The organism is Undibacterium sp. WLHG33 (assembly GCF_049544815.1).
Lineage (GTDB): Bacteria > Pseudomonadota > Gammaproteobacteria > Burkholderiales > Burkholderiaceae_D > Undibacterium.
In genome coordinates this window covers 1,049,059-1,074,351 of record NZ_CP186697.1, presented here as the reverse complement: position 1 = coordinate 1,074,351, position 25,293 = coordinate 1,049,059, and the positions used below count along the sequence as shown (strand labels likewise).

Annotated in this window: 26 protein-coding genes; 10 read left to right on the top strand and 16 right to left on the bottom strand. The window is 47.9% G+C overall.

Annotated elements, in window-relative coordinates:
* Nucleotides 1–241: 241 nt before the first annotated feature.
* Together ACOTSW_RS04865 and ACOTSW_RS04860 are read left to right on the top strand one after the other, a co-directional pair.
* Nucleotides 242–1,513 carry an efflux RND transporter periplasmic adaptor subunit gene (locus tag ACOTSW_RS04865; protein ID WP_423681332.1) on the top strand — a complete coding sequence of 424 codons (1,272 nt, stop codon included), beginning with the start codon at nt 242–244 and terminating at the stop codon, nt 1,511–1,513.
* Nucleotides 1,510–4,596: an efflux RND transporter permease subunit gene (locus ACOTSW_RS04860; RefSeq protein WP_423681331.1), complete on the top strand. Its 3,087-nt coding sequence runs from the start codon at nt 1,510–1,512 to the stop codon at nt 4,594–4,596. The genes ACOTSW_RS04865 and ACOTSW_RS04860 overlap by 4 nt, the downstream gene beginning before the upstream one ends.
* Before the next feature lie 97 nt (nt 4,597–4,693).
* Here the strand turns inward: ACOTSW_RS04860 and ACOTSW_RS04855 are convergent, their stop codons facing one another.
* The 5 genes from ACOTSW_RS04855 to purB all read right to left on the bottom strand — a co-directional run bounded on the left by ACOTSW_RS04855 (nt 4,694) and on the right by purB (nt 8,640).
* Entirely contained in the window at nt 4,694–5,125 is a 432-nt protein-coding gene (locus ACOTSW_RS04855; protein ID WP_423681330.1) for a MarR family winged helix-turn-helix transcriptional regulator, read from the bottom strand.
* A 106-nt stretch (nt 5,126–5,231) separates the two neighbouring features.
* On the bottom strand, nt 5,232–5,801 hold the full coding sequence (locus ACOTSW_RS04850) for a YceI family protein (RefSeq protein WP_423681329.1): 570 nt from the start codon (nt 5,799–5,801) through the stop codon (nt 5,232–5,234).
* Nucleotides 5,802–5,881: 80 nt separating this feature from the next.
* Nucleotides 5,882–6,448, bottom strand: coding sequence for a YceI family protein (locus tag ACOTSW_RS04845; RefSeq protein WP_423681328.1), 567 nt, complete (start codon nt 6,446–6,448; stop codon nt 5,882–5,884).
* 20 nt (nt 6,449–6,468) lie between these two features.
* Nucleotides 6,469–7,005, bottom strand: coding sequence for a cytochrome b (locus ACOTSW_RS04840; RefSeq protein ID WP_423681327.1), 537 nt, complete (start codon nt 7,003–7,005; stop codon nt 6,469–6,471).
* Nucleotides 7,006–7,272: 267 nt separating this feature from the next.
* The gene (gene purB, locus ACOTSW_RS04835) at nt 7,273–8,640 is read right to left on the bottom strand and encodes an adenylosuccinate lyase (RefSeq protein ID WP_423681326.1); all 1,368 of its coding nucleotides are present in this window, start codon (nt 8,638–8,640) and stop codon (nt 7,273–7,275) included.
* A 267-nt stretch (nt 8,641–8,907) separates the two neighbouring features.
* Here purB and ACOTSW_RS04830 point away from each other — a divergent pair, with 267 nt between their 5' ends.
* On the top strand, nt 8,908–9,516 hold the full coding sequence (locus ACOTSW_RS04830; protein WP_423681325.1) for a glutathione S-transferase N-terminal domain-containing protein: 609 nt from the start codon (nt 8,908–8,910) through the stop codon (nt 9,514–9,516).
* A gap of 51 nt (nt 9,517–9,567) precedes the next feature.
* Here the strand turns inward: ACOTSW_RS04830 and bfr are convergent, their stop codons facing one another.
* The 6 genes from bfr to asd form a co-directional block, all read right to left on the bottom strand.
* Nucleotides 9,568–10,044 carry a bacterioferritin gene (bfr, locus tag ACOTSW_RS04825; protein ID WP_423681324.1) on the bottom strand — a complete coding sequence of 159 codons (477 nt, stop codon included), beginning with the start codon at nt 10,042–10,044 and terminating at the stop codon, nt 9,568–9,570.
* A 91-nt stretch (nt 10,045–10,135) separates the two neighbouring features.
* Entirely contained in the window at nt 10,136–10,822 is a 687-nt protein-coding gene (locus tag ACOTSW_RS04820) for an energy transducer TonB (RefSeq protein WP_423681323.1), read from the bottom strand.
* On the bottom strand, nt 10,819–11,058 hold the full coding sequence (locus ACOTSW_RS04815; RefSeq protein WP_423681322.1) for a (2Fe-2S)-binding protein: 240 nt from the start codon (nt 11,056–11,058) through the stop codon (nt 10,819–10,821). The genes ACOTSW_RS04820 and ACOTSW_RS04815 overlap by 4 nt, the downstream gene beginning before the upstream one ends.
* Nucleotides 11,059–11,100: 42 nt before the next feature.
* Nucleotides 11,101–11,415, bottom strand: a complete 315-nt coding sequence (locus ACOTSW_RS04810) for a hypothetical protein (RefSeq protein WP_423681320.1) — start codon at nt 11,413–11,415, stop codon at nt 11,101–11,103.
* Nucleotides 11,416–11,491: 76 nt separating this feature from the next.
* Entirely contained in the window at nt 11,492–11,692 is a 201-nt protein-coding gene (gene hemP / locus ACOTSW_RS04805; protein WP_423681319.1) for a hemin uptake protein HemP, read from the bottom strand.
* Between the two features lie 183 nt (nt 11,693–11,875).
* On the bottom strand, nt 11,876–12,721 hold the full coding sequence (gene asd / locus ACOTSW_RS04800) for an archaetidylserine decarboxylase (RefSeq protein ID WP_423681318.1): 846 nt from the start codon (nt 12,719–12,721) through the stop codon (nt 11,876–11,878).
* 370 nt (nt 12,722–13,091) lie between these two features.
* Between asd and ahpC the strand changes: the two genes are divergently transcribed.
* Nucleotides 13,092–13,655, top strand: coding sequence for an alkyl hydroperoxide reductase subunit C (gene ahpC, locus ACOTSW_RS04795; RefSeq protein ID WP_186882913.1), 564 nt, complete (start codon nt 13,092–13,094; stop codon nt 13,653–13,655).
* Nucleotides 13,656–13,725: 70 nt separating this feature from the next.
* Nucleotides 13,726–15,273 (top strand): alkyl hydroperoxide reductase subunit F, encoded by a 1,548-nt coding sequence (ahpF, locus tag ACOTSW_RS04790; protein WP_423681317.1) that lies wholly within the window; start codon nt 13,726–13,728, stop codon nt 15,271–15,273.
* A 94-nt stretch (nt 15,274–15,367) separates the two neighbouring features.
* Here the strand turns inward: ahpF and ACOTSW_RS04785 are convergent, their stop codons facing one another.
* The 3 genes from ACOTSW_RS04785 to ACOTSW_RS04775 all read right to left on the bottom strand — a co-directional run bounded on the left by ACOTSW_RS04785 (nt 15,368) and on the right by ACOTSW_RS04775 (nt 18,070).
* Entirely contained in the window at nt 15,368–16,309 is a 942-nt protein-coding gene (locus ACOTSW_RS04785; protein ID WP_423681316.1) for a MurR/RpiR family transcriptional regulator, read from the bottom strand.
* Nucleotides 16,310–16,499: 190 nt separating this feature from the next.
* A complete protein-coding gene (gene mnmA, locus ACOTSW_RS04780) occupies nt 16,500–17,603 on the bottom strand; it encodes a tRNA 2-thiouridine(34) synthase MnmA (protein ID WP_423681315.1) in 1,104 nt (367 codons plus the stop codon).
* On the bottom strand, nt 17,600–18,070 hold the full coding sequence (locus ACOTSW_RS04775; RefSeq protein ID WP_423681314.1) for an NUDIX hydrolase: 471 nt from the start codon (nt 18,068–18,070) through the stop codon (nt 17,600–17,602). The genes mnmA and ACOTSW_RS04775 overlap by 4 nt, the downstream gene beginning before the upstream one ends.
* Nucleotides 18,071–18,613: 543 nt before the next feature.
* On the opposite strand from ACOTSW_RS04775, the gene ACOTSW_RS04770 reads away from it, so the two are divergent.
* The 5 genes from ACOTSW_RS04770 to ACOTSW_RS04750 all read left to right on the top strand — a co-directional run bounded on the left by ACOTSW_RS04770 (nt 18,614) and on the right by ACOTSW_RS04750 (nt 23,038).
* On the top strand, nt 18,614–19,729 hold the full coding sequence (locus tag ACOTSW_RS04770; protein WP_423681313.1) for a Re/Si-specific NAD(P)(+) transhydrogenase subunit alpha: 1,116 nt from the start codon (nt 18,614–18,616) through the stop codon (nt 19,727–19,729).
* Between the two features lie 47 nt (nt 19,730–19,776).
* Entirely contained in the window at nt 19,777–20,139 is a 363-nt protein-coding gene (gene panD, locus ACOTSW_RS04765) for an aspartate 1-decarboxylase (protein WP_423681312.1), read from the top strand.
* A gap of 117 nt (nt 20,140–20,256) precedes the next feature.
* Nucleotides 20,257–20,583 carry an NAD(P) transhydrogenase subunit alpha gene (locus ACOTSW_RS04760; RefSeq protein ID WP_186882920.1) on the top strand — a complete coding sequence of 109 codons (327 nt, stop codon included), beginning with the start codon at nt 20,257–20,259 and terminating at the stop codon, nt 20,581–20,583.
* Nucleotides 20,583–22,028 carry an NAD(P)(+) transhydrogenase (Re/Si-specific) subunit beta gene (locus ACOTSW_RS04755; RefSeq protein WP_423681311.1) on the top strand — a complete coding sequence of 482 codons (1,446 nt, stop codon included), beginning with the start codon at nt 20,583–20,585 and terminating at the stop codon, nt 22,026–22,028. Before ACOTSW_RS04760 ends, ACOTSW_RS04755 begins: the two co-directional genes overlap by 1 nt.
* Nucleotides 22,029–22,252: 224 nt before the next feature.
* The gene (locus ACOTSW_RS04750) at nt 22,253–23,038 is read left to right on the top strand and encodes a tetratricopeptide repeat protein (protein ID WP_423681310.1); all 786 of its coding nucleotides are present in this window, start codon (nt 22,253–22,255) and stop codon (nt 23,036–23,038) included.
* Nucleotides 23,039–23,100: 62 nt separating this feature from the next.
* Here ACOTSW_RS04750 and rocF read toward each other — a convergent pair whose 3' ends face one another.
* The gene (rocF, locus tag ACOTSW_RS04745) at nt 23,101–24,012 is read right to left on the bottom strand and encodes an arginase (protein ID WP_423681309.1); all 912 of its coding nucleotides are present in this window, start codon (nt 24,010–24,012) and stop codon (nt 23,101–23,103) included.
* Between the two features lie 36 nt (nt 24,013–24,048).
* The gene (locus tag ACOTSW_RS04740; protein WP_423681307.1) at nt 24,049–25,140 is read right to left on the bottom strand and encodes an ornithine cyclodeaminase; all 1,092 of its coding nucleotides are present in this window, start codon (nt 25,138–25,140) and stop codon (nt 24,049–24,051) included.
* Nucleotides 25,141–25,293 lie beyond the last annotated feature (153 nt).

The window sequence follows — 25,293 nt, the reverse complement described above, 5'->3', positions numbered from 1 at the left end:
CAAAGCCAGCACTCTAGCTGGCTTTTTTTTTGTTACGATTTGCCTCAGACAGATTTTTTTTTGAAAAAAACTTTTCTGTATTGCCGTTGCTGCAAAACAGCAGCACAGGGTGTGGATGCGGCCTCTTTTTATTTGCTGCTAGGCTAAATAATCCCAAGCCAGCTCAACCTGTTTGAATAATTCCGTAGAACTTTCTGATCAGATGCCAGTCTTACTGCGTCTGCAAAAGGATAAAAATAACATGAGCAAATTGAAAATCTTGACTATCGTTGCGGTGGTTGCCGCGGTCGCGGGCGGAACCTATTATTTCGTCGCTCCGTCACAAAAAAATAAAGTTGACCCTAAAACTGATCCCTTAGCTGTTGTGAAAACCGGTGGACCTAAAAGTGATGCGCAGAGTCGTCCGGTCAGCGTTTCAACCATCGTCGCACAAAAGCGCGATTACCCTGTGCGTATCGCTGCGAATGGCGTCGTTTCCGCTTTGAACACAGTGGATATCCGGCCTCAGATCACCAGTACCGTGACGAAAGTCCATATCAAAGAAGGTCAGTTTGTGCGTGCCGGTGATCTGCTTTTCACACTCGACAGCCGTACCGACGAAGTCAATTTGGCGAAGGCGCAGGCGCAGCTGGACAAAGATCTGGCAACGCTGGCTGACTATCAGCGGCAACTGGCGCGAAGCAAAGAATTACTGTCGAAAAAATTTATAGCCCAGAGCGCACTCGATTCCAGCCAGACGCTGGTCGATGCACAGCTGGCTGTCGTTGCGTCCGACAAGGCCGCTGTGGCAGCGGCTCGTGTTGCTTTGAGCTATAACCGTATCGTCTCGCCGTCAGCAGGTCGTACCGGTATCATCAGCGTTTTTCCGGGATCACTGGTTCAGCCTAGTGCGACAGCAGCAGCGATGGTGACGATTACGCAGATGAATCCGATTGCAGTGACCTTTCCGCTGCCGCAACGGAATTTGCCTGATGCGCTGCAAAGTATGCAAGGACAGGACAGTTACGTGACTGCGAGTTTGCCGGATGGTGTCAGCAAATTCAAAGGCAAGCTGCAGTTTGTTGATAACGTGGTGGACGCTTCATCTGGCACCGTGAAAGTGAAAGCCGTGTTCGACAACAAGGAAATGAAACTTTGGCCGGGTGCGTATGTGAATCTGGAGATGAGTGTGCAGACGTTGAAAGATGCCGTCGTTGTACCGCAAGATGCCGTGGTTGTCGGTGCGCGTGGCAAGTCTGTGTATGTCGTGAATGCGGAATCGAAAGCCGAGTTGAAACCTGTCGTCGTGACACAAAGTTTCGGTACGGATGCGGTGGTGACCGGTATTGAGGCCGGCGCTAAAGTGGTGCTGGAAGGTAAGCAGAATTTACGTCCCGGAGCGGTCGTCAAAGAGCGCGCTGACGATGCGAAAGAAGGCGACAAATCCGGTAAGCGCGAAAAACCAGCGGCAGCTGCGAAAGCTTCTGAGCAACCGGCAGCATCCTCATCGGCTTCTGCAGCGAGTGCATCATGAATTTATCCGAGTTGTTTATACGCCGTCCTGTGATGACGGTGTTGCTGAATCTGTCTATCGTTATCGCCGGTATTCTGGCCTACCGCTATATTCCGATTGCCGCTTTACCGAGTTACGACACGCCGGTGATCAGCGTCAACGCGAATCTTCCCGGCGCCAGCCCGGAAACGATGGCGACTTCAGTTGCGTTACCACTGGAAAAACAGTTTGCCACCATCCCGGGTTTGTCGATTATCAGTTCCAGCAATACGTTAGGAAATACATCGCTGACGCTGGAGTTCGATCAGAATCGTAATATTGATGCGGCCGCAGTCGATGTGCAGGCCGCTTTATTACGTGCGCAGCGTTCCTTACCCGTTGATATGACGTCACCTCCGTCGTATCGCAAGGTCAATCCTGCCGATGCGCCGGTATTGTTTATTGCCCTGACTTCGCCTTCGCTGAGTCTGGCCGAGCTGACCAGTTACGCTGAGCATCTGATTTCACCTAGTTTGTCCACGCTGGAAGGCGTCGCGCAAGTGAATATTTTTGGTATCAAACGTTATGCCGTGCGCATACGGGTGATGCCGGATGCCTTGTCCGCACGTAACCTCACGCTGGACGAGCTGGCAAGCAGTATCAGAACTTCGAATGCCAATACGCCAGTCGGTACGCTGGACGGTGATAAGCAAACTCTGACTTTGCTGGCTAATAAACAATTGCAGAGCGCGGCAGAATTTGCCAATCTGGTGGTCAGTAATAAAGGCGGGCAGGTGGTTCGTCTGCGTGATGTCGCGGTCGTTGAAGACAGCTATGAACAGGTGAAAACTTCCGCGAATTTCAATGGTGAAAGCTCCATCACTTTAGCGATCCAGCGTCAGTCGGATGCGAACACAGTGAAAGTGGTTGATTCGATCAAAGCTGCCTTGCCCGGTTTTCAGGCGCAATTACCTGCTTCAGTCAAAATGAATCTGGTGAATGACCGCTCCATTTCTATCCGCGATGCTTTGCACGATGTGAATCTGACTTTGCTGCTGACGATCTTCTTAGTGGTCGTTGTCATTTTCCTCTTCTTGCGCCGCTTGGTCGCTACCATTATTCCTACTTTGTCGTTGCCGGTTTCTTTAGTCGGTGCGATCAGCCTGTTATGGGGTTTTGGCTATACGCTGGATAACGTGTCTTTGCTGGGACTGACACTGGCGGTGGGTTTGGTGGTGGATGACGCGATCGTGATGCTGGAAAACATCATGCGCCACGTTGAAAACGGCGAGGAGCCTTTCAAGGCTGCATTAAAAGGTTCGCGCGAAGTCGGCTTTACGATTATTTCTATCTCGACTTCGCTGGTGGCGGTCTTCATTCCTATCTTCTTCATGCCGGGCGTCATCGGTCAGTTGTTCCATGAATTCGCGGTGATTGTCAGCCTGGCGATTCTGGCATCTGCCTTTGTTTCTCTGACACTGGTGCCGATGCTGGCCAGTCGTTTCCTGAAAAGTGAACATGAACTGAAAGCACCTTCGCCGCTGGTCGCCGCAATGCTGAATACTTTTGAGCGTGGTTTTAATGCTTCGCTGCGGGCTTATACCAGCGGCCTTGATCTCGCTTTGCGGCATCGCGTGGCCGTGCTGCTGATTGCCTTCGCTACTTTCGCAGCAACGGCGTATCTGTTTAATGTGATTCCCAAAGGCTTTTTCCCGCAGGAGGATATCGGCCAGATCAACGTTTCCACCGAAGCTGCGGAAGACACTTCCTTCCCGGCGATGGTGGCCTTGCAGGACAAAGTCGCGAAGATTATCCGTGACGATCCGAACGTGCTGACGGCAACCTCGTTTAACGGCGGCAGCGGTTCGCAGAATACCGGTCGTATGTTCATCAATCTTAAACCACGCGATCAACGGAAGCCGATGAAAGAAGTGGTTGATGGTTTGCGTAAAAAGCTGGCAGCGGTTCCAGGTATTAATGTCTTCCTGCGGCCAACACAAAACTTGCAGCTCGGTGGACGCCCGAGTAAAAGTCAGTATCAGTATATTTTGCAAAGTGTGGAAGCCGGTGAACTCAATGGTTGGGCTAACAAGTTGCAGGAAAAACTGCGGAACGACCCAGGCTTTAAAGATGTGACCACGGATTCCCAGCTGAAAGGTCTGCAGGCAGCGCTGGAAATTGACCGTGACCGCGCAAATACGCTGGGCGTCGGTATGGATAGCATACGGTCTGCTTTGTACAGTGCTTTTGGTGAGCGCCAGGTATCGACGATGTACACGAATGTGGATAGCTATCAGGTCATTATGGAGGTTGCGCCGGATGCCAAAAAAGATGAAAGCGCGATCAACGGCATTTATGTCCGCAGTAATACCGGCGCGTTGGTACCGTTGTCGAGTGTGGCAACCGTCAAACGTACGGTCGGCCCGACCTCGATCAATCACGTGGGGCAGTTACAGGCGGTGACGGTCTCGTTTAATCTGGCACCCGATACCGCATTGGGTGAGGCAACCAACCGCATTGAAAAATACCGGGAAGAGATTAAATTGCCGACCTCCATCATCACGAGTTATGGCGGTGATGCCGCGGTGTTTAAAAATTCGCAATCCGGACAAGTTGTGTTGATCGTTGCAGCGCTGCTGGTGATTTATGTTTTGCTCGGCGTACTTTATGAAAGCTTCATTCATCCGATTACGATTCTCGCTGGCTTGCCATCGGCTGCGGTGGGCGCTTTGCTGACACTGAAATGGTTCGGCGAAGACCTGACCCTGATTGCGACTATCGGTATTTTGCTGCTGATCGGTATCGTGAAAAAGAATGCGATCATGATGATCGATTTCGCGCTGGATGCACAAAGGCATCAGAACATGACGCCGGCAGAGGCAATACGCGAAGCCTGTATTCAGCGTTTCCGTCCGATTATGATGACGACACTGGCAGCGCTGGTCGGTGCTTTACCAATCGCGCTGGGCTTGGGGGCTGGTGCCGAACTGCGTCAGCCTTTGGGGCTTGCAGTGGTCGGTGGTTTGATTTTTTCACAGGCGATTACGCTGTTCATTACACCTGTGATTTATCTGGCGCTGGATCGCTTCAGTGGCAAAGGCCCTATCGTCGGAGATCATCTGTAAGACCGGAAAATACAGATACTCCCCCTTCATTTTTACAAAAAAGGCCTGATGTCTCCAGAAACATTAGGCCTTTTTATATACTGGGGGGAGTATATATTTATCCCTGTGCGCTGAAATGATGCTTGAGTTTGCCGAGAGCTTCTTCCAACGCCTGATAATCGGCTTCTGAATAGTCGGCAAAATGTTTGTCGCCTTCCGCGACGACATGTGGGAAAACCTCTGCAAAGGCGGTTTCCCCAAGCGGGGTCAACTTCACAAAAAACTGCCGGCGGTCGTTGCTGCCCCGTTCGCGGGAAATCAGTTTTTTCTGCTCCAGCCTGTCGAGCACACCGGTCAGCGTGCCTTTGGTAATCAGGGTTTTTTCGCCGAGTTCTTTACATGTCATACCCTGCGTGTTTCCCAGCGTGGCGATGATGTCAAACTGAGAGTGCGTCAAACCGAATTGCCGGACTTTGGCAGTGGAGATCTGCTCAAATAATTGCATACATTCGGCCAGCAAACGTATGCTGCGTAGGAATCGCTTATCCATATTTAACACTCACAAATCAACACTCAAAATAGAAGGCCGATCATAGGATCGGCCTGGTTCTTCAGCTGCTCAGCACAATGTTTAAAAAAACAGTGTGCGGTTTTTTTTAGTCAGCTTTGATGGCTTCAACCTGAATTGCCAGTTTGACTTCTGGTGCGAAGCCGTAGGCCATACCGTAATTCAGACCAAAGTCGGTACGTTTGAATTCAGCAGAAGCGTCGGCACCGCATGCTTCTTTCTTGAACATCGGATGCTGGATACATTTGAATTTATTGATTTTTAATGTCAGCGGTTTTGTTACGCCAAGCAATGTAAAGTTACCTTCAACTGCCACTGGTGTGTCGCCTTCAAATTTGATCGATGTGCCTTTGTAGGTGGCAGTCGGGAATTGAGCAACGTTGAAAATGTCTTTTGATTTTGCGTGTTCGTTCATTTTTTCGTGACCGAAATCGACAGAGGAAGTATCGATAGTGATATCGACAGTTCCTGTTTTTGCCGCACGGTCAAGAACCACTTTACCGCTGGTTTTGTTGAATTTACCGCGCCATACTGAGATGCCCATGTGATCGGCTTCGAAACTCGGGTAAGTGTGATTTGGCTCGATGTTGTAGGTTTGCGCGAATGCTGGTGCTGCACTGACAGCCAAAGCGGCGATGATGAATTTGCTGAATTTCATAATAACTCCTGATTAAAAAATAGACTACGTGTGTGACTGCTGATTGTCTTATCTGACAAACTACAAATTGCGTTGCTGTTTTACTGCGTGGTGACTACATGAAACTTGATGACAACTTCGTCAGCGATCATGCCTGTATCTTTCCACTCCCCTTCGCCGATGTTAAATGTCAGACGTTTGATCGGCAGGCTGCCGTCAAAAATCTGATTCTTTCCATCCTGCTTGACGTTGAGTGGAAAACTGACGTTGCTGCTTTTTCCTTTGATGGTGAGCGTGCCGTTGACGTCGAGCTTGCCGGGGCCACTGGCTTTCATCGTGGTGGCAACGAAGCTGGCTTTCGGAAATTGTGCGGCGTTAAACCATTCTTTTTTCAAGACCTCTTTGTTGTATTCGGGATCACCAAGATCAAAGCTGGTGAGTTCAATTTCGACACTCGCTTTCGACGTTTCCGGTTTAGCAGCGTTGTAATCGATGTTCGCGCTGAATTTTTTAAATTTTGCATCGACTGGCACATTCATTTGTTTGAAAACGATAGCCACGGTACTTTTGGTGTTGTCGAGCTTCGCTACGGCAGCCAGTGCAGGAATGGCAACTGCCAGTGCAAGTGCGGAAGCGGTGAATTTATGGGATAAGGTTGAGAGTTTCATAAAATACTTTCTGTAAGAAATTATTTGCCTGGCATCATGCGACGCAGCAGACCGTCTTTATCAATGAATTGGTGCTTTAATGCAGCAGCGATGTGCATGAACACCAGACCCGCCATGCCGTAGGTGAGTATTTCATGCAACTCTTTCAGGCTGTGTTTGATTTCCGGATTCGGTGCGATAACACTCGGTAATTCAAACAAGCCCAGATACACGACAGGGTAACCTGCAGCACAAGTGTAAAAATAACCCGACAACGGCACTGCAAACATCAATATATACAACAGCAGATGCGTGAAGCTGGCTGCTTTCTGTTGCCAGACGCTCATGTGGGCCGGATAGGCGGGTGCTGTACTCAGCAACCGGTTCAGGAGGCGCAACGCGACCAAGGTCAGTACCGTCACACCTATCCATTTATGGTAAGAGTAGTATTGCAGTTTTGTCGGACTGATTTTCATATCCGTCATTACCCAGCCCAATGAAAAGGCAGCAATAATCAGCAAAGCGATCAGCCAGTGCAGTGCCACTGAAACTGTCGAGTAGCGCTCAGTGTTTGCCATCGGAATATTCCTTTTAAAATTGAAAATTAGTTCGCATTAGGACTAATATAGCAAAAAAAATGAAAGTGTGCAGAGTCACCTTAAAAATAAGGCTGTCGCAGTAACAGGATGTTTATCTTACTCGGACGTGAATCCTTTCGGGGTTGGTTTGGCATCTAGGAATCTATCTACTAAATCCTGATCATCCAAATTCCGGCAGGTGGTACCGGTGAAAAAAACGGCGCATCAGAAAGCTGATGCGCCGTTTTTAATGCAGGAGATAGCTGCTTAGATTGCTTTTGCTAATTTAGCCGCGATACCAATATAGTTCGCCGGTGTCATCGCCAGCAATAAGTCTTTGGCGTCCTGAGGAATCGCCAGTGTCAACACGAATTCACGCAACGCTTCTTTGGAAATTCCTTTGCCGCGTGTCAGTTCTTTGAGCTGTTCGTATGGGTTTTCAATTCCGTAACGGCGCATCACGGTTTGCACAGGTTCTGCCAGCACTTCCCATGTCGCGTCCAGATCGGCAGCCAGGCGTTCCGGATTGGTTTCGAGCTTATTCAGACCGCGCAGGCAACTGTCGTAAGCCAGCAGGGTGTAACCGAAAGCGACACCGATATTGCGCAATACAGTGGAGTCAGTCAGATCACGCTGCCAGCGGGACACCGGCAATTTTTCAGACAGATGACGCAGCAGTGCATTTGCCAGACCCAGATTGCCTTCGGAATTTTCAAAATCGATAGGGTTCACTTTGTGCGGCATCGTAGAAGAACCAATTTCACCCGCTTTGGTTTTTTGTTTGAAATAACCGACGGAAATGTAACCCCAGATATCACGGTTCAGGTCCAGCAAAATGGTATTAGCACGTGCGAAAGCATCAAACATTTCAGCCATGTAATCATGCGGCTCAATTTGTATCGTGTATGGGTTATAAGTCAGACCCAGACGTTGTTCGATCACGTTTTTAGAAAAATTTTCCCAGTTGTATGCTGGGTACGCAGATAAATGTGCATTGTAGTTACCGACTGCGCCATTCATTTTTCCGAGAATTTCAACTTGTTCAATACGTTTGATCGCACGCTGCAAACGTGCCACGACATTCGCCATTTCTTTGCCGAGTGTGGTCGGGCTGGCAGGTTGACCATGTGTGCGTGACAACATAGGCACGTCTGCATTCGTGTGCGCCAGTTCTGTCAGGCGGGCAATCACTTTTTGCAGTGCCGGCACCATCACGCTGTCACGGGCGGTTTTCAGCATCATGCCGTGGGAGGTATTGTTGATGTCTTCCGAAGTGCAGGCAAAGTGTATGAATTCGCTTGCAGCTACCAGTTCTGCCGAACCCGCTACTTTTTCTTTCAACCAGTATTCGACTGCTTTGACGTCGTGATTCGTTACTGCTTCAATCTCTTTGATGCGTTGTGCATCGGTTTCTGAAAATTCAGCGACCAGCTTGTTCAACAATGCATTGGCCTCGCCGGAGAAAGGTTTAATTTCATCGAAGCCTGCTTCGGATAAAGCCTGCAGCCATGACACTTCAACTTTGACACGGTGGTGCATGAAACCTGCTTCTGACAGGGTTGCGCGAAGAGCATCGACTTTGGCTGCATAGCGGCCATCAAGAGGGGAGAGGGCTGAGAGAGAAGAGAGGGACATGGTGAGGGTATATTTGGAAGTCAAGAGAAAATGCTTACGCAAAAAACAACGATTTTACAAATTATGTGAAATTTGCCGGCGAGTAATGAAACCCGGGATAAATTGCAGACTATCGAAGATTTTTGCACTGATTACGAGATTTTACCATTGTGAAGCTGCTTGTAACCGGGTATTGCTTCTTTGAGTAAAGTCAGATCGCTTGTCGGGGTGGATGGAAATAATGTGCTTAACCGTTATAATCCCGACTTAATTAACCATGCAAAAACTATGAAACTTATTGGCTCCACTACCAGTCCTTATGTCAGAAAAGTCCGCGTTGTGATGGCGGAAAAAAAATTGGATTACGCCTTTTTATTAGAAAATGTGTGGGCTGAAGATACGACGATTCAGGCGTCTAATCCTTTAGGCAAGGTCCCGTGCCTGTTAATGGAAGATGGTGGGGCGATGTTTGATTCACGCGTTATCGTCGAATATCTGGATACATTGACGCCGGTTGGGCGCTTGATTCCTTCGCTGGGACGCGAGCGCGCTGAAGTGAAATGCTGGGAAGCCCTCGCAGACGGTATTCTGGATGCTGCGATTCTGGTGCGACTGGAAAAAACATTGCGCCCTAAAGAACAGCAAAGTGAAGACTGGATTAATCGTCAGATGGGGAAGGTGAATGCCGGATTACAAGCTATTTCTTCCGGCTTGGGAGAGATGCCTTTTTGTTCTGGCAATCGCTTAACTTTGGCTGATATCAGCGTTGCCTGCACACTGGGCTGGCTCAGTTTCCGCTTTCCTGAAATCACCTGGCGCGATGAATATCCTAACCTCGCAAAATTGTTTGATAAATTATCCGAGCGCCAGTCTTTTAAAGATACAGTTCCGCAATAAGTTAAAGCCGATAGTCAAAAAAGGATGATGTAGTGAGCATCATCCTTTTTTTTATTCTTCGCTGCAGAGTTGCGACTGCAAATAATTTTGAACGCCAATTTTTTCGATCAATTCTATCTGCGTTTCGAGCCAGTCTATATGTTCTTCAGTGTCTTCCAGGATCATCTGAAATAAGTCACGGGAAACATAGTCAGCGCAACTTTCTGACATTGCAATGCCTTCTTTCACGGTCTTTTGCGCAGCCTGCTCCAGCTTCAAGTCGCACGCCAGCATCTCAGGTGTGTCTTCACCTATCATCAGCTTATGCAGCGCCTGAAGATTCGGCAAGCCGCCAAGCATCAGTATGCGGTCGATCAGCTTGTCAGCATGTTTCATTTCGCCGATAGACTCTTCGTACTCTTTTTTCGCAATTTTTTCTAGCCCCCAGTGTTTGTACATGCGTGCATGTAAAAAATACTGGTTGATCGCGCTTAATTCATTGGTCAGTTGCGCATTGAGCAGCTTAATGACTTTCGCATCGCCTTTCATCATGAACCCTTTCGACAGTGGTGAAGAGTGAAGTGCTCCTATCATAGCAAGTTACTGCGCTATCGAAATAAAAAACGAATGTGCAATCTGGTTATACGTCCAGAGAAAAATTAATAGTCGCAGTTGCAATCATCGCCAGAGCTTTTCCATCTTCGAGATAGGGCTTGAAGATGGCTTGCATCAATGCATGACGCGCCGCTTCGTCCAGACGCTGGAAACCGGATGATTTCTGAATGTCGACCTTTTCAGCATATCCTTTTTCATTGACCAATACGCGTAAGGTTACTTTGCCTTCTTCACCCATGCGTCTGGATACGCGCGGATACTCGGCTTTTGGGGCGCGTATATATTCAACAGCGCTGACAGTCTTGATTGCTGTCGGGGAAGGCGTCCCGGTCAGTGCCTGAGTCGTTACTTCCGTTTTTGCACTGGCAACCGGTGCTTCCGTTGCGGCTGCAACGATCGCCTGTTCATTCGGGATGTTATTCGGAGTGACGATAGGCGTTTTAGGCGGAATTACTTCTGTTGTGACCGGAGTGAGCGTTTTTTTGCTCTGAATAATTTGCGGTTTGGTTTGTTCCGGTACTGGCGTTTCCGGCTGTATCAGGGTCATGACCACTTCACGTGGCAGCAATTGAGTTACTTTAGAAATCAGGCCATGTTGTAGCGCGTAGGCCAGACCCAGATGCGCAAGGACGATGGCCGAAAATGACAAAATGCGTGAGCGGCTCAGTGTTTTTTCTTCGTTGCCATACGTCGGGTAGAAGTGTCTATTCATGCTGGTATCTCGTTATTCTGAAAGCCCAGTTTATGTAAAAATAACTGTACTTCATGTTCTCTTGATTCTTTTTTGACGATGTACTCACGCAGCACTTGTCGTGCACAGCCAGCACATTTGCCGCAGCAAGTACCTACATTCAGATGAGCGCGCAAATCGGACATAGTGCTCATCCCGGCATCGACCGCGTGATGAATCTTTTTTTCAGAGATATTGTTGCAAACACAAACAATCATAGCTCCCTCGCTTTTTTCTTTACTTTAATAACTACACGCATTTCACATCAGCCAGGAAAAGCGTTTTGACTTCCTTGGCTGACATAAATTGCGATCAACTAATGTTGCCCATTGTTCCGATAATTGCTGACAGGTTGCTCGCAACACCGGTGCTAATTCAGGTAATTCAGCCAAGGCTTGCAGATGCTTTTCAATCACGGATGCCAACTTGACGCAGGCAGCTTCACCTTCGGCATTGGCTGAGTTCACGGTGTAATGCGACATCAGATGCAGAACTGCGGAAACCAATATTTCCGGCGTCGATGCTTTTGCTGGTGGCGTTGATAACTCAGAATGCATTTCATAGTGAATCGACATGGTATTTTCCTCAGTGAGAACCGGATCGGATTGGCTGAACCCTGATTGGCTGGCTACCTGTGAAATCAGAGACGGCTTAGGCTGTCAGAATCAATTTATTTAACTGTGTGATCCGCAGGCGATAAATACGCCCTTCGTGATCAATTTCGAGTTCTCGGGAAGACTGCATCAGCTCCCTGCTGCTTAAGCGAGGGACTGCTTTGCGAGCGACAGGCTGAAGTTGCGCCTTTGCCGACGTACCTGAGACGAACATCTGTTGCGTATTAAATTCAGCCATTTTGCTTTCCTATAAATCTAAGTGAGAACAATTCTTATTTAGATTATTATGCAAATAAATGAGATTGGCAAGATTTTTTTAGTATGCAGATGTCTCTGAATGTAATTGCTTGCGTTCGCGCAATAAAAAAAGCCTGCAATATCGAATTGCAGGCTTTGTCTGGTGAGTGGAGGAGCATCAGCCTTACGAACGACTTCCCATGGCTTCTCCCATGCGTACAGGCTTTGCTGCAGTCCACGAAGAATTAAATGCCAGCGTGTTATGAGGAAAAAGTAATACCACCGTTGATCCCAGCATGAAGCGTCCCATTTCTTCGCCCTTTTTCAGGACGATGTTGTCTTTGGTGTAGTCCCATTCGACGATATTTTTAGTGCGCGGCGGATTCACAATGCCATGCCAGACGGTGGCCATGCTGCCAACGATCGTCGCCCCGACGAGGGTTAATACAAATGGACCTGCAGCAGATTCAAAAAAGCAGACAACGCGTTCATTTCGCGCAAATAAGCCTGGAACACCGCGGGCAGTTGTTGGATTGACGGAGAATAAATCACCCGGCACGTAAATCATGCGGGTCAGCTTTCCATCGCAAGGCATGTGTATGCGGTGATAATCGCGGGGGCTCAGATAAATGGTCGCGAAACTGCCATCGTGAAACTGGGCGGCAGCCTTGCTATCTCCACCAAGCAATGCGGTCGCTGAATAATCATGTCCTTTTGCCTGGAAAATTTGCCCTTTGGCTATTGGCCCGAATTGGCTGATTGCACCGTCGACGGGACAAACTAAATCGCTGTTTGCCAGCGGTCTGATCCCGCTCCGCAGTGGTCGCGTAAAGAATTCGTTAAAGCTGGTGTAACTGGCGATATCCGGATTGGCTGCCTCACTCATGTCGACCTGATATTTGTCCACAAACCATTTGATCAGGTGAGTGGTCAGCTTGCCTGCCTTGGCATTCGCAATTTTTCCGGCAAATACGGTCAGAGCCCGTTTAGGTAAAAGGTATTGAGGAAGAACGGCAAGTCGGTCTGACACGATAGATATTCCTTGTGATGAGGTGGTCGGGAATTATAACGTTGCACAATAAGAAATCGAATGCTTTGTAGATTCGACATAGAAATTATTATTTCGCTCTCACAGAGTTGATCATTGAATCTCAAGGAGCAACGTTGTTGACTGTGATGGCGACAGCTGGGGCGACACATCCGTTTCTGTTGACCGTTTTGATTCTGTGATCTGCTCACGTGAGTACATGACATATCTATTTAAGAATATTACGGTATACTAGTTCCGATAGCTAAAATTAATGAGTTCAATAAAATTAATTAGCTATTTAAATATGGAAAAACGTTTTATTATTTGAACTCATCACTTAACACCTGTTTCAACAACAAAGGAAATTACCATGTCACTGATTAATACTACTGTAAAGCCATTTAAAACTACCGCTTACCACAATGGCAAATTTGTTCCGGTTTCCAGCGAAGATCTGGCTGGCAAATGGTCTGTTTTTGTATTTTATCCAGCAGACTTTACTTTTGTTTGCCCAACTGAGTTAGGCGATCTGGCTGATCACTACGAAGAATTCAAAAAACTGGGCGTTGAAATCTACAGCGTTTCTACAGATACACATTTCACCCACAAAGCGTGGCACGACACTTCTGACACTATCGGCAAAATCACTTACCCAATGCTGGGTGATCCAACACTGGCGATTTCCCGCAATTTTGAAGTGCTGATCGAAGAAGAAGGTCTGGCACTGCGCGGTACATTCGTTGTGAACCCAGCGGGCGAAATCAAAGTTATGGAAGTACACGACAACGGTATTGGCCGCGACGCGAAAGAATTGCTGCGTAAAGTTCAGGCCGCACAATACGTTGCAAATCACCCAGGTGAAGTTTGCCCAGCGAAATGGACACCAGGCGCAGAAACTCTGACTCCATCCCTGGATCTGGTTGGCAAGATCTAAGTAGTATTTCGCATCTTCCCGGTGATTTTTACCGGGAAGATGAATTCAACAGTATCAGAAAGAAGGCATCATGTTAGACACGACTCTCAAAACGCAATTAAAAGCATATCTTGAAAAACTGACGCGCCCGATTCGTTTGGAGGCCTCGCTCGATGACAGCGAGAAGGCGAAGGAAATGCAGACCTTGTTGCGTGAAATTGCAGAGTTGTCTGACAAAATCAGTCTGTCTGAAAATACCGATGATCTTGAGCGCAAACCATCGTTCGCGATTACTTCACCTGGGCACGACATTAACCTGCGTTTCGCTGGTATTCCGATGGGGCACGAGTTTACTTCTCTTGTGCTCGCTTTATTGCAGGCTGGTGGACATCCACCGAAAGTTGATGCCGATGTGATTGAGCAGATCAAAAATCTCGATGGCGATTTTCACTTCGAAACCTATATTTCTCTGACTTGCCAGAATTGTCCCGAAGTTGTGCAGTCCCTGAATCTGATGGCGGTATTAAATCCGCGCGTGAAATCGGTCACGATCGATGGCGCTTTGTTTCAGGCTGAAGTTGAACAACGTCAGATTATGGCTGTGCCCACCGTATATCTGAATGGTCAGGTATTCGGTCAGGGACGTATGTCGATTGAAGAGATTCTGGCGAAACTCGATACCGGGTCTGTGCAACGTGCTGCTGAAAAATTGGACGCCAAAGCACCTTATGACGTGCTGATCGTCGGTGGTGGTCCTGCCGGCGCGGCTGCGGCGATTTATGCGGCCCGTAAAGGAATTCGTACTGGTGTGGTGGCTGAACGCTTTGGCGGACAGGTTCTTGATACGATGTCGATTGAGAATTTCATCTCCGTTACCGAGACAGAAGGGCCAAAGTTTGCGGCAGCACTGGAACAGCACGTGAAGACTTACGATGTCGATATTATGAATTTGCAGCGGGCTGAAAAGTTGACGCAAAAAGATGGCATCAATCAAATTCAGTTAGCCAGTGGCGCAACGCTGAAAGCCAAAGCGGTGATTCTGGCGACGGGCGCGCGCTGGCGCGAAATCAATGTTCCCGGTGAGCGCGAATACCGTAACCACGGCGTCGCTTATTGCCCTCACTGCGATGGGCCATTATTTAAAGGTAAACGGGTCGCAGTGATTGGTGGCGGTAATTCCGGTGTTGAGGCTGCTATTGATCTGGCAGGTATCGTCAGCCACGTTACATTGCTGGAATTTGGTGTCACCTTACGTGCCGATGAAGTGTTACAGCGCAAACTGCGTAGCCTGCCAAACGTGACGGTGATTACCCAGGCACAAACGACAGAAGTGCATGGCGATGGTCAGAAAGTAAATGCGCTGAGCTACAAAGATCTTACCAGTGGTGAGCTAAAAAATGTTGAACTCGAAGGTATTTTCGTTCAGATAGGACTGGTACCGAATACAGAATGGCTGAAAGACAGTTTGTCATTATCACGTCATGGCGAAATTGAAATCGACTCGCGTGGACAAACTTCCTTGCCCGGCGTGTTTGCTGCTGGTGACGTGACCACTGTTCCATATAAACAAATTGTGATCGCGGTCGGTGAAGGTGCTAAGGCTTCACTGGCAGCGTTTGATTACATTATCCGTTCCTGACTTCAGTTTTAATTTGACGTAACATAAAAAAACCTCAAGGCAACAATCGCCTTGAGGTTTTTTTATGCGTAAGCTGGAATTGCTGAAACCTGTTTTACGCAGGCCGGTCAGCGTCGATCACTCTCAGTTCCGGTGATGATTTGCGACCACCTGTATTTGATTCCTGATACAGCCATGGCATCACAAACTTTGTCATTTCCGATGCGGCATGTACCGGCGCTTTTGCCTGATGGGCTACGGCGCTGCAGATAGCTTCGATCAGGCAGAGTGCTGCGCCTTCAGAGTTAGGTGAGAAATGACGCCGTGTCTGTGCATACAAAGTGATATTTGCCAGCGCTGCTAATGGTGAGCTGGGTGCATCAGTGAGTGCCAGTACCGGCACTTTTTTCTCATTCAGTTGCCGCAAAATGGTCACAGCATCTTCTGCATAGCGTGGAAAAGAAATACCAATCACCAGGTCACGCGAAGTGTATTTGAACAATTGCCGGGCTACTGTGGAAGGGCCGCCTGTACCGATAGTCGATTGTACGGTATTGCAAAATGGGTCAAGACTGTGCGCCATCAGTCCTGCGAGAAAGGCACTCGCACCGTAACCAATGATGTAAATGCGCTCGGCATTCAGGATCATTTTGACGGCCTGGTTACACAATGCCGGATCGAGGCCGCGACGTGTGGCTTCCAGATTCGCCAGATCTTCGTTAAGAGAGCCAGCAATAATCTCGGTGCTGGTTGCAGGACGTTGAACTTCGCTGCGCAGGTTGTCGATCGGTGCGAGCATGGCCTCAAAACCACATACAAGTTCCGCGCGGAATTGGGGATATCCGTCAAACCCCAGCGCACGCGCAAACCGGTTGGCAGTAGCAACGGAAATGCCAACCGCATTCGCAAGCTCGTCGATCGACATCGTCGCTGACCGGAACACATTCGACAGTACATAGTCCGCGGCTTTTTTATGTGCTTTGGACAAGTTCATATACACCTTGCCTATCCGCGCATTGACGGTACCGCCCAGGACTTGCGTATCAGGATGATTCATGATTTGCTGGCGTTTCCAGTGTAAGAAAAATGTAAATGTAATTTCATTAAACTGAATTGTAAAGCGACAAAACGTATCAAAAAATTGCGATTATTTAATTCAGGAAAGAATATTTTAAATAAAATTTAGATTAATTCCGTCGTAACCAGCTTTTCCATATTTTTCACACTGATCCGTTGTGCTCAAAAATTCATTTTTTAGCGCTGGCGGAATGAATAATCCCTCCTCCGAGACAGATATCACCATCATATAAAACGGCAGATTGCCCCGGTGTCACGGCCCATTGTGCCTGATCGAAATGTAGATGAAATTGCTCAAGATCCCCGTCAAAACGGCAACGGACGTCGGGCTGACGGTAGCGCGTCTTTGCGGATAAGGCCGCGGTCTCAGGAGCGCGTCCCGAGACCCAGCTGACTTGTGTTGCTTCGAGGTCAGAAGACAAGAGCCAGGGATGGTCGTGCCCTTGAACTGCGTACAAGGTATTTTGTGCCACATCTTTTCTTGCGACATACCAGGCATCGCTGCTGCCGTCAGCATTCTGGTGAGATTTGATGCCCCCTATGCCTATGCCTTTACGTTGTCCTAAGGTATAAAAACTCAGACCAACGTGCTGCCCTATTATTTCTTCCTCAGGGGTTTTAATTGGACCCGGTTTATAGGATAGATAGCGGTTCAGAAACTCGCGGAAAGGACGTTCGCCGATAAAGCAAATCCCGGTCGAGTCTTTCTTTTTTGCGTTTGGTAATTGTAATTGCTCGGCAATTTTCCTGACTTCAGTTTTATGAATGTCACCTAAAGGAAATAAAGTATTGGCGAGTTGCTTTTGATTTAGCCTGTGCAAAAAATAACTTTGATCTTTGCTGGCGTCCATCGCTTTTAATAACTGAAATTCACCATTGACCTCCCGCACACGTGCGTAGTGACCCGTTGCGATGTAGTCGGCACCCAGTTTCATGGCATGGTCCAGAAATGCTTTGAATTTGATTTCTGCGTTACACAGCACATCCGGGTTAGGTGTACGTCCAGCCTGATATTCCCGTAAAAATTCAGCAAACACGCGATCTTTATACTCGCTGGCGAAATTGACTGCCTCAATATCGACGCCAACGACATCAGCAACGCTGACCGCATCTATCCAGTCTTCACGGGTGGAGCAATATTCTGAGTCATCGTCATCTTCCCAGTTTTTCATAAAAAGGCCGATGACTTCATAACCTTGTTCTTTTAATAGCCATGCAGATACAGATGAATCAACGCCGCCAGACATACCTATCACTACTCGTTTTTTACTCATAATACGCTCGGGTGTGTGAACATGAGGGACAGCGGCGCACGCTTCCCTCGCAAATAATCATCAATACATTGCAACACCAGCGGGCTGCGGTGAATATGTTCTGCATTCAGTATTTCGTTGTAACTCATCCACATCGTTCGCAGAATGCCGGTATCCAGTGGGCGATCATGTTGCTGCCCGACTTCACCGGTGAATGCAAAACGCAGATAAGTTACATCGTCCCCGGTTTTGGGAGATGCGTAGCGTGACAGATAAGTTCCGATCAGCGCCGTCGGCGTGAAGTCGTGAGCTGTTTCTTCCAGCGTTTCACGTATTACCGCCTGTTCAAGCGATTCCCGCGGGTCCAGGTGGCCGGCAGGCTGGTTAATGCGAATGCCTTCGTTTGTTTCTTCTTCCACCATTAGAAAGCGTTTGTTACGCTCGACGATGGCTGCGACTGTGACAGATGGTTTCCAGATAGTTGACATAGCTTTTCTCAGTAAGTCCGACATTTTACTTTGCCACGGGCTTTTGTGTCGTCAGTCAGCATTCTGTTACAGGCTCGAAGTACGGATGTTGTAAATGTTCTATGGCTACTGAGTTAAGCACATGCAGGTGGGGAGTGCACTGAAGTCCGGCGGAGAACAATGGTTTTTTTCTAAAAGCTGCAGTGCTGAGAGCTGAAATAGTCTGGAATTGACGGCATCATTGTGCATAACATACTTTGTATCAAACAGAAAATAGTAGAAAACCACAAAAACGAACGGTTGTTCTAAAAAACATTTTACGTGTAATATCGTTTCCTATTGTTAAATGTAAGTATCTGGTAAGCATTGTTATTTTTTACATCAGATAGTCATGGCTTTTTTCAGATTGACCCCGGTGTCTGCCGTTACCGGATTCAGCTGGCCGGATCAGTTCCTTATTGATTTCCTGAACTGACCGATGCCAGATCAGGAGAGCAGGTTTGCACTTGTTTTTCTGCGATGTGCATAAAAAAGATTTCATTTACTTAGTCAGGGAGCAAATCTATGAAAATCGGCATCCCCGCCGAGACTCGGCCCGGAGAAACGCGTGTTGCGGCAACTCCGGAAACCATTAAGAAGTACGTAGCTGCAAAACATCAGGTGATTGTGCAGTCTGGTGCTGGTGTGGCCTCGAGTATCACTGATGAAGCTTATCAAGCAGCAGGAGCTCAAATAGGTTCTGCTGCAGACGCATTTGGTACCGAACTGGTGCTGAAAGTGCGTGCCCCGGACGCTGACGAACGGGCTTTGATCAAGTCCGGTACAACGTTAGTGGGCATGCTGAATCCTTTCGATACTGAAAATATTGCAGTAATGGCCGCACACGGTCTGAATGCATTCGCTCTGGAAGCTGCGCCGCGCATTACCCGTGCGCAGTCACTCGACGTGCTGTCTTCTCAGGCAAACATTGCTGGTTATAAAGCAGTGATGCTGGCTGCAAATACTTATCAGCGTTTTATGCCTATGCTGATGACCGCGGCCGGAACGGTGAAAGCGGCTCGCGTTTTAATCATGGGCGTCGGTGTGGCCGGTTTACAGGCAATTGCGACGGCCAAACGCCTTGGTGCTGTCATTGAGGCATCCGACGTCAGACCGCCAGTGAAAGAGCAGGTTGAATCGCTCGGTGCAAAATTCATTGATGTACCTTACGAGACAGACGAAGAGCGTGAAATCGCTCAGGGCGTTGGTGGCTACGCGCGACCTATGCCTGCTGCCTGGATGGCACGTCAGGCTGCGCTAGTTCACGAAAGAGCGAAACAAGCTGACATCATCATCACGACAGCGCTGATCCCGGGACGGAAAGCCCCGGTTTTAATTTCGGAGGAAACAGTCAAAGCGATGAAGCCTGGTTCGGTCATTGTGGATATGGCGGTGGAGCAAGGTGGTAATTGTCCTTTGTCTGAATTGAACAAAACAGTTACTAAATATGGTGTACACATTATCGGCGAACCGAATCTGGCGACCCTGGTTGCAGCCGATGCGTCCGCTTTATATGCACGTAACGTACTCGATTTTCTGAAATTAATTATTGATAAAGAGGCCGGACTGGCGATTAATCGTGAAGACGAAATCGTAGCTGCAACTCTGGTTTGTGCTGGCGGTGAGGTACTCAGAAAATAAAACAGATTTTAAGTTTTTTGTAACAAGCAATAGAAAGTAGAAATACCATGCAAAGAAATATGCTCCGCGCCAAAATTCATCGCGCAACTGTGACCCAGTGCGATCTCCACTACGAAGGTTCATGTGGGATAGATGAAGATCTGCTCGACGCTGCGAATATCATCGAGAACGAACAGATTGAGCTGTATAACGTCAATAACGGTGAGCGTTTTTCGACGTATGCCATCAAAGGCAAACGTGGAAGTGGCGAAATCTCCCTGAATGGCGCTGCAGCCCGCAAGGTGCAACTGGGTGATCTGATGATTATCTGTACATACGCGCCGATGACAGACGAGGAAGCGCGAAATCACAAACCGAATGTGGTGTTTGTGAATACAAAAAATCAGATCACCAGTTTGAAAGAGTATTGAGGCAATATTGGCGAGGCAGCATCTGGACTGAATCTTTAAAAATTTTCAGACTGGTTGTTCCTCGCGACAGTATCGTCTGCTTTTGCATGTCTTAATCCATACTAAAGAGAGGACATCATGGAAGTAAGTCATACCCTAACCAACCTCATCATTTTTGTACTGGCAATTTATGTCGGTTATCACGTGGTGTGGACGGTTACTCCCGCATTGCACACACCATTAATGGCCGTGACTAATGCGATTTCTGCCATCATCATCGTTGGTGCCATGCTGGCAGCAGGACTGACTGAAGGTTTGCTGGCCCAGGTGATGGGAACTGTGGCGGTGGCGCTGGCGGCAGTGAATGTGTTCGGCGGATTTCTGGTGACACAGAGAATGCTGGAAATGTTTAAGAAAAAAGAACCTAAGGCTACGCCGACCAACGCGAGCAAGGAGAGCAAATAATGAGCATGAATCTGGTCACGATGCTCTATCTGATTGCATCTGTTTGTTTTATTCAGGCGTTAAAAGGCTTGTCGCATCCATCGACGGCGCGCCGTGGTAACGCTTTCGGCATGATAGGGATGGTCGTAGCTGTTGCGACGACCATCGCCCTGATCTTTAAACTCAAGACTGAAGCGGCTGGCGGTGGACTTGGTTATGGCCTGGTCGCGCTGGGTGTGATTGTCGGTGGTGGTATTGGTGCAACATTGGCAAAACGGGTTGAAATGACCAAGATGCCGGAACTGGTTGCTGCGATGCACTCACTGATTGGTTTAGCGGCAGTATGTATTGCTGTGGCCGTCGTTGCAGAACCATGGATTTTCAACATCACGACACGTAATGTTGCGATTCCTTTCGGTAATCGACTTGAGTTATTTATCGGTACGTTTGTTGGTGCGATTACGTTCTCAGGTTCCGTGATTGCATTTGGAAAATTATCAGGTAAATACAAGTTCCGCTTGTTTCAGGGCGCACCGGTCAGTTTTGCAGGGCAACACTTTCTGAATCTGATTCTGGCGATCACGATGGTCGGGCTCGGACTGATCTTCTGCTTTGCGCCTGGTACAGAACCAGCATGGATACCGTTTGTCCTGATGGCGCTGATCGCATTTGTATTGGGCGTGCTGATCATCATTCCTATCGGTGGTGCCGACATGCCGGTCGTGGTTTCCATGCTCAATAGTTACTCAGGTTGGGCAGCCGCGGGAATTGGTTTTTCACTCAATAACTCGATGCTGATTATTGCAGGCTCATTAGTTGGCTCGTCCGGCGCGATTCTTTCTTACATTATGTGTAAGGCAATGAATCGCTCGTTCTTCAATGTGATTCTTGGTGGTTTTGGTGGCGCGCCCGCTGAAGCAGCCGCCGGTGGACAGGTACAGCGAAATGTGAAGTCCGGTTCGGCAGATGACGTTGCATTTTTGCTCGGTAATGCGGAAACAGTCATTATCGTTCCCGGCTACGGTCTGGCTGTGGCTCGCGCGCAGCATGCGCTGAAAGAGCTGACGGAAAAACTGACACACAAAGGCATTACCGTCAAATATGCGATTCATCCTGTGGCGGGGCGTATGCCTGGACACATGAATGTGCTGCTGGCAGAAGCGGAAGTACCGTACGACCAGGTGTTTGAGATGGAAGATATCAATAGCGAATTTGGCCAGGCAGACGTTGTGCTGGTACTCGGTGCTAACGACGTCGTCAATCCTGCAGCAAAAGATCCTAAATCACCGATCGCAGGGATGCCAATTCTGGAGGCTTACAAAGCCAAAACCATCATCGTGAACAAGCGTTCTATGGCTTCCGGCTACGCTGGTCTCGATAATGAATTGTTCTACATGGATAAAACCATGATGGTGTTTGGTGATGCGAAGAAAGTTATAGAAGATATGGTGAAAGCGGTTGATTAAGCGTCATTCTTAATTTTTTCTAAAACCTCTCGTAAGACAACGAGAGGTTTTTTTATCTTTTTACTTTTTATTTTCAGAAATAGTGAAGAATTTGTAGACATGCAATATTAATAATGTTATTCAGAAACCATCTCTTTTTTTGAAAAAAATCCAGAGAGTTCCACTGAGCAGAAAAATAGTTTTCTGATTAAAAAATTCAATGAACATGGATGAAAGGATCTCAAATGATTAAATTAGTTTTTGTTGCTTTTGCTCTGTCATTTGTCGCCGACAGCTACGCAGATGAGCTTTCTGATGCGTATAAGCTCTATAAAAATAAAGAGTACAAAGCATCGGCCGCCTTGTTTTCCAAACTGGCTGATAATGGTAATGCTGAAGCACAGGAAATGATGGGGGAGCTTTACTGGTACGGCGATGGTATGGCAATCGATACCAACAAAGCGGAGCAGTGGTTTAAAAAGTCGGCAGCACAAGGTAATCAGAAAGCACAGGGTTTTGTAAATCTGATTGCTAAACGGAACCTGAAAAAATCACAAATTCAGTATTTCACAGACCAGTTTGATGGCGGTGACGTTAAGTTTGAACGCTTTAACTGCGTTCAGCCTTCGATACCGGATGTATCTAAAACAAACGATGATATTAAGAGAGTTACGAACGAGGTTAAGTCATGGCTGGAGTGTTATAACCGTTTCGTTGACAACGTCAATCTGGTTTTACCTGCGGGTAAAGCGATTCCCAAAGATATTGAGGAAATCATGACGGACGAGGAAATGACAAAAGCCGTTCATTTGATGGATACAACCTACGCTCATATTTCTACCGAAGCAAAAAAAGTAACAGATACTATTTTAGAAAAACAGGCGTCGTGGAAGAAGCTGACGGAAAGTTACGTTATTTCAAATAATGAAAAGGTATTGCGGGAGAAGGAAATTCGAGAAAAAGATCAGGATGGTAACTCGGGAATAACAAGAGAAAAACTGATTGATAAAATTGGGTCTAAGCCTCGGTAAAATAAACGGATGTTGTGCACACTATCTTGATTACAACATCCGTTTAGGGAGCCAATTCGGGTCTACATTCTCACCAATGTAGACTTACCAAACAAACTCTCGATCAGATCGACTGCCAGAATGGCTGTCTGGTTACGGATATCCAGTGCTGGATTTAATTCCACCAGATCAAGTGAAGCCAACAAACCGGTATCGGCAATCATTTCCATACACAGTTGTGCTTCACGGTAAGTCGGGCCTCCCAGCACTGCAGTACCGACGCCAGGAGCGATGCCTGGGTCGAGACAATCCATATCAAAGCTGACGTGCAGGTGCGTGTCTGCATCGATACCTGCCAGCGCAGAGCTCATTACATTGCGCATGCCATACTCATCAATGTAGCGCATATCGAATACCTGCATTCCCAGATCGTGGATAAACTTTTTTTCTCCGGCATCGACACTGCGAATCCCTATCAGGCGGATATCGGCAGCTTGCATTGCAGGAGTGTGCCCGGCATAACTGATCAGCTCCTGCGGACCATGTCCCATCAGACAAGCAACAGGCATTCCATGAATATTACCGGTCGGGCTGATGGTGGATAAATTACTGTCCGCATGCGCATCGAACCATAATACACGCAGCTTTTTTCCTGCGCGGCGACAATGCGTCGCGACCGCGCTGATCGAGCCGATGGCGAGGCAATGATCGCCGCCTAACATCATCGGAATATGTCCCTGTATTAGTGCCTGGTTGACCGCGTCGTACACAGCCTGATTCCAGTCGATCGCTTCTTTCAGATGACGTAAACCATTGACCGGCTGTTGCCAGGGATTGGCTGGACCATGCAGATTGCCATGATCAACGACATGAAACTGGCGTGCCACGAGTGCTTCATTGAGTCCTGCCACTCTCAGTGCATCCGGCCCCATGCCGGCACCTTTGACACTCGCGCCTACATCCGTTGGCGCACCAATTAAAGAAATAGTCTTCATTCTTTTTTAAATTATGTGAGTGAGATAGGTGCAAGTTTAAGCGGGAGAGGATATTTCAGGAAGACTATATTGTTCTCTTTCAGTGACTGACATGTACGTATCGTTATTGTGTTTGCCGCTCATGCTCATACCGAACAAATCCTTAGGATTTTGCATGACTGGCAGCAGATCCAGAACCGTGGAGGAATGTGGCATCACATATTTCTCCAGATAACGCATCGCAGAGAAATCTTCCAGCGCGAAGCCGACAGAATCAAAAATAGTGATGCTGTCGTCGTTTTGACGATAAACACTGTCTGAACTCAAAATTTTCCACAATTCTGTTACCTGGAAATCTGCCGGCATCTGCTGTAGCTCTCCCTCGATACGTGATTGTGGCTCATATTCGACGACAACCTGAGCGTTCTGCAGCACGGCGGAATGCAGTTCCGTTTTTCCCGGGCAGTCGCCACCCACCGCATTGATATGCATACCCGGCTCTATCATCTCCGGCGTCAGGATCGTTGCATTGGTTTTATCCGCAGTGACCGTGGTGATCACATCTACACCTTTGACTGCTTCAGCGATCGAGATCGCACGGATAATACGTATTTCCGGAAAGCTGCTTAAGTTACGTATCAGTTTATCGCTGGCTTGCTGATCGACATCATAAATTCTCAACTCTTTGATTCCCAGCATCGTATGAAACGCAATGGCCTGAAATTCACTCTGTGCACCATTGCCTATCAATGCCATACTGCGACAATTTTTACGTGCCATACAGGATGCAGCCAGTGCAGAAGTCGCAGCGGTACGTATCGCTGTTGTCAGTGTCAGTTCTGAAAGTAAACGTGGGTAACCGGTTGCGACATCGGCCAGCACCCCGAATGCGGTGACTGTCAGCAAACCTGTTTCTGTATTTTTTGGGTGACCATTGACGTACTTGAACGAGTAACTCTTACCATCAGAAATTGGCATCAGCTCAATGACGCCAATATCCGAATGATGTGCAACTCTGGCAGATTTGTCGAAGCATTCCCAGCGCAGATAGTCCTCCCTGATCATTGCTGCCATGCGGGTGATAGCTGTGTCGACGCCAACTTCGCGCAAATGCTTTTGCATGTCTTGTGTGCCAATGAAAGCGACCATGATGTTCTCCGTATTGATAGTAAGTAAAAACATCGTCACTGGACTGAATTGATCTGCCTGCTGTCAGCCCGGATGCTTTTGTGAAATTTTCAGAATTTCGTAAAAGCCTCACGCATCTTTGTGCCTTATTACATGACGTGTTCTGCTGAAGAT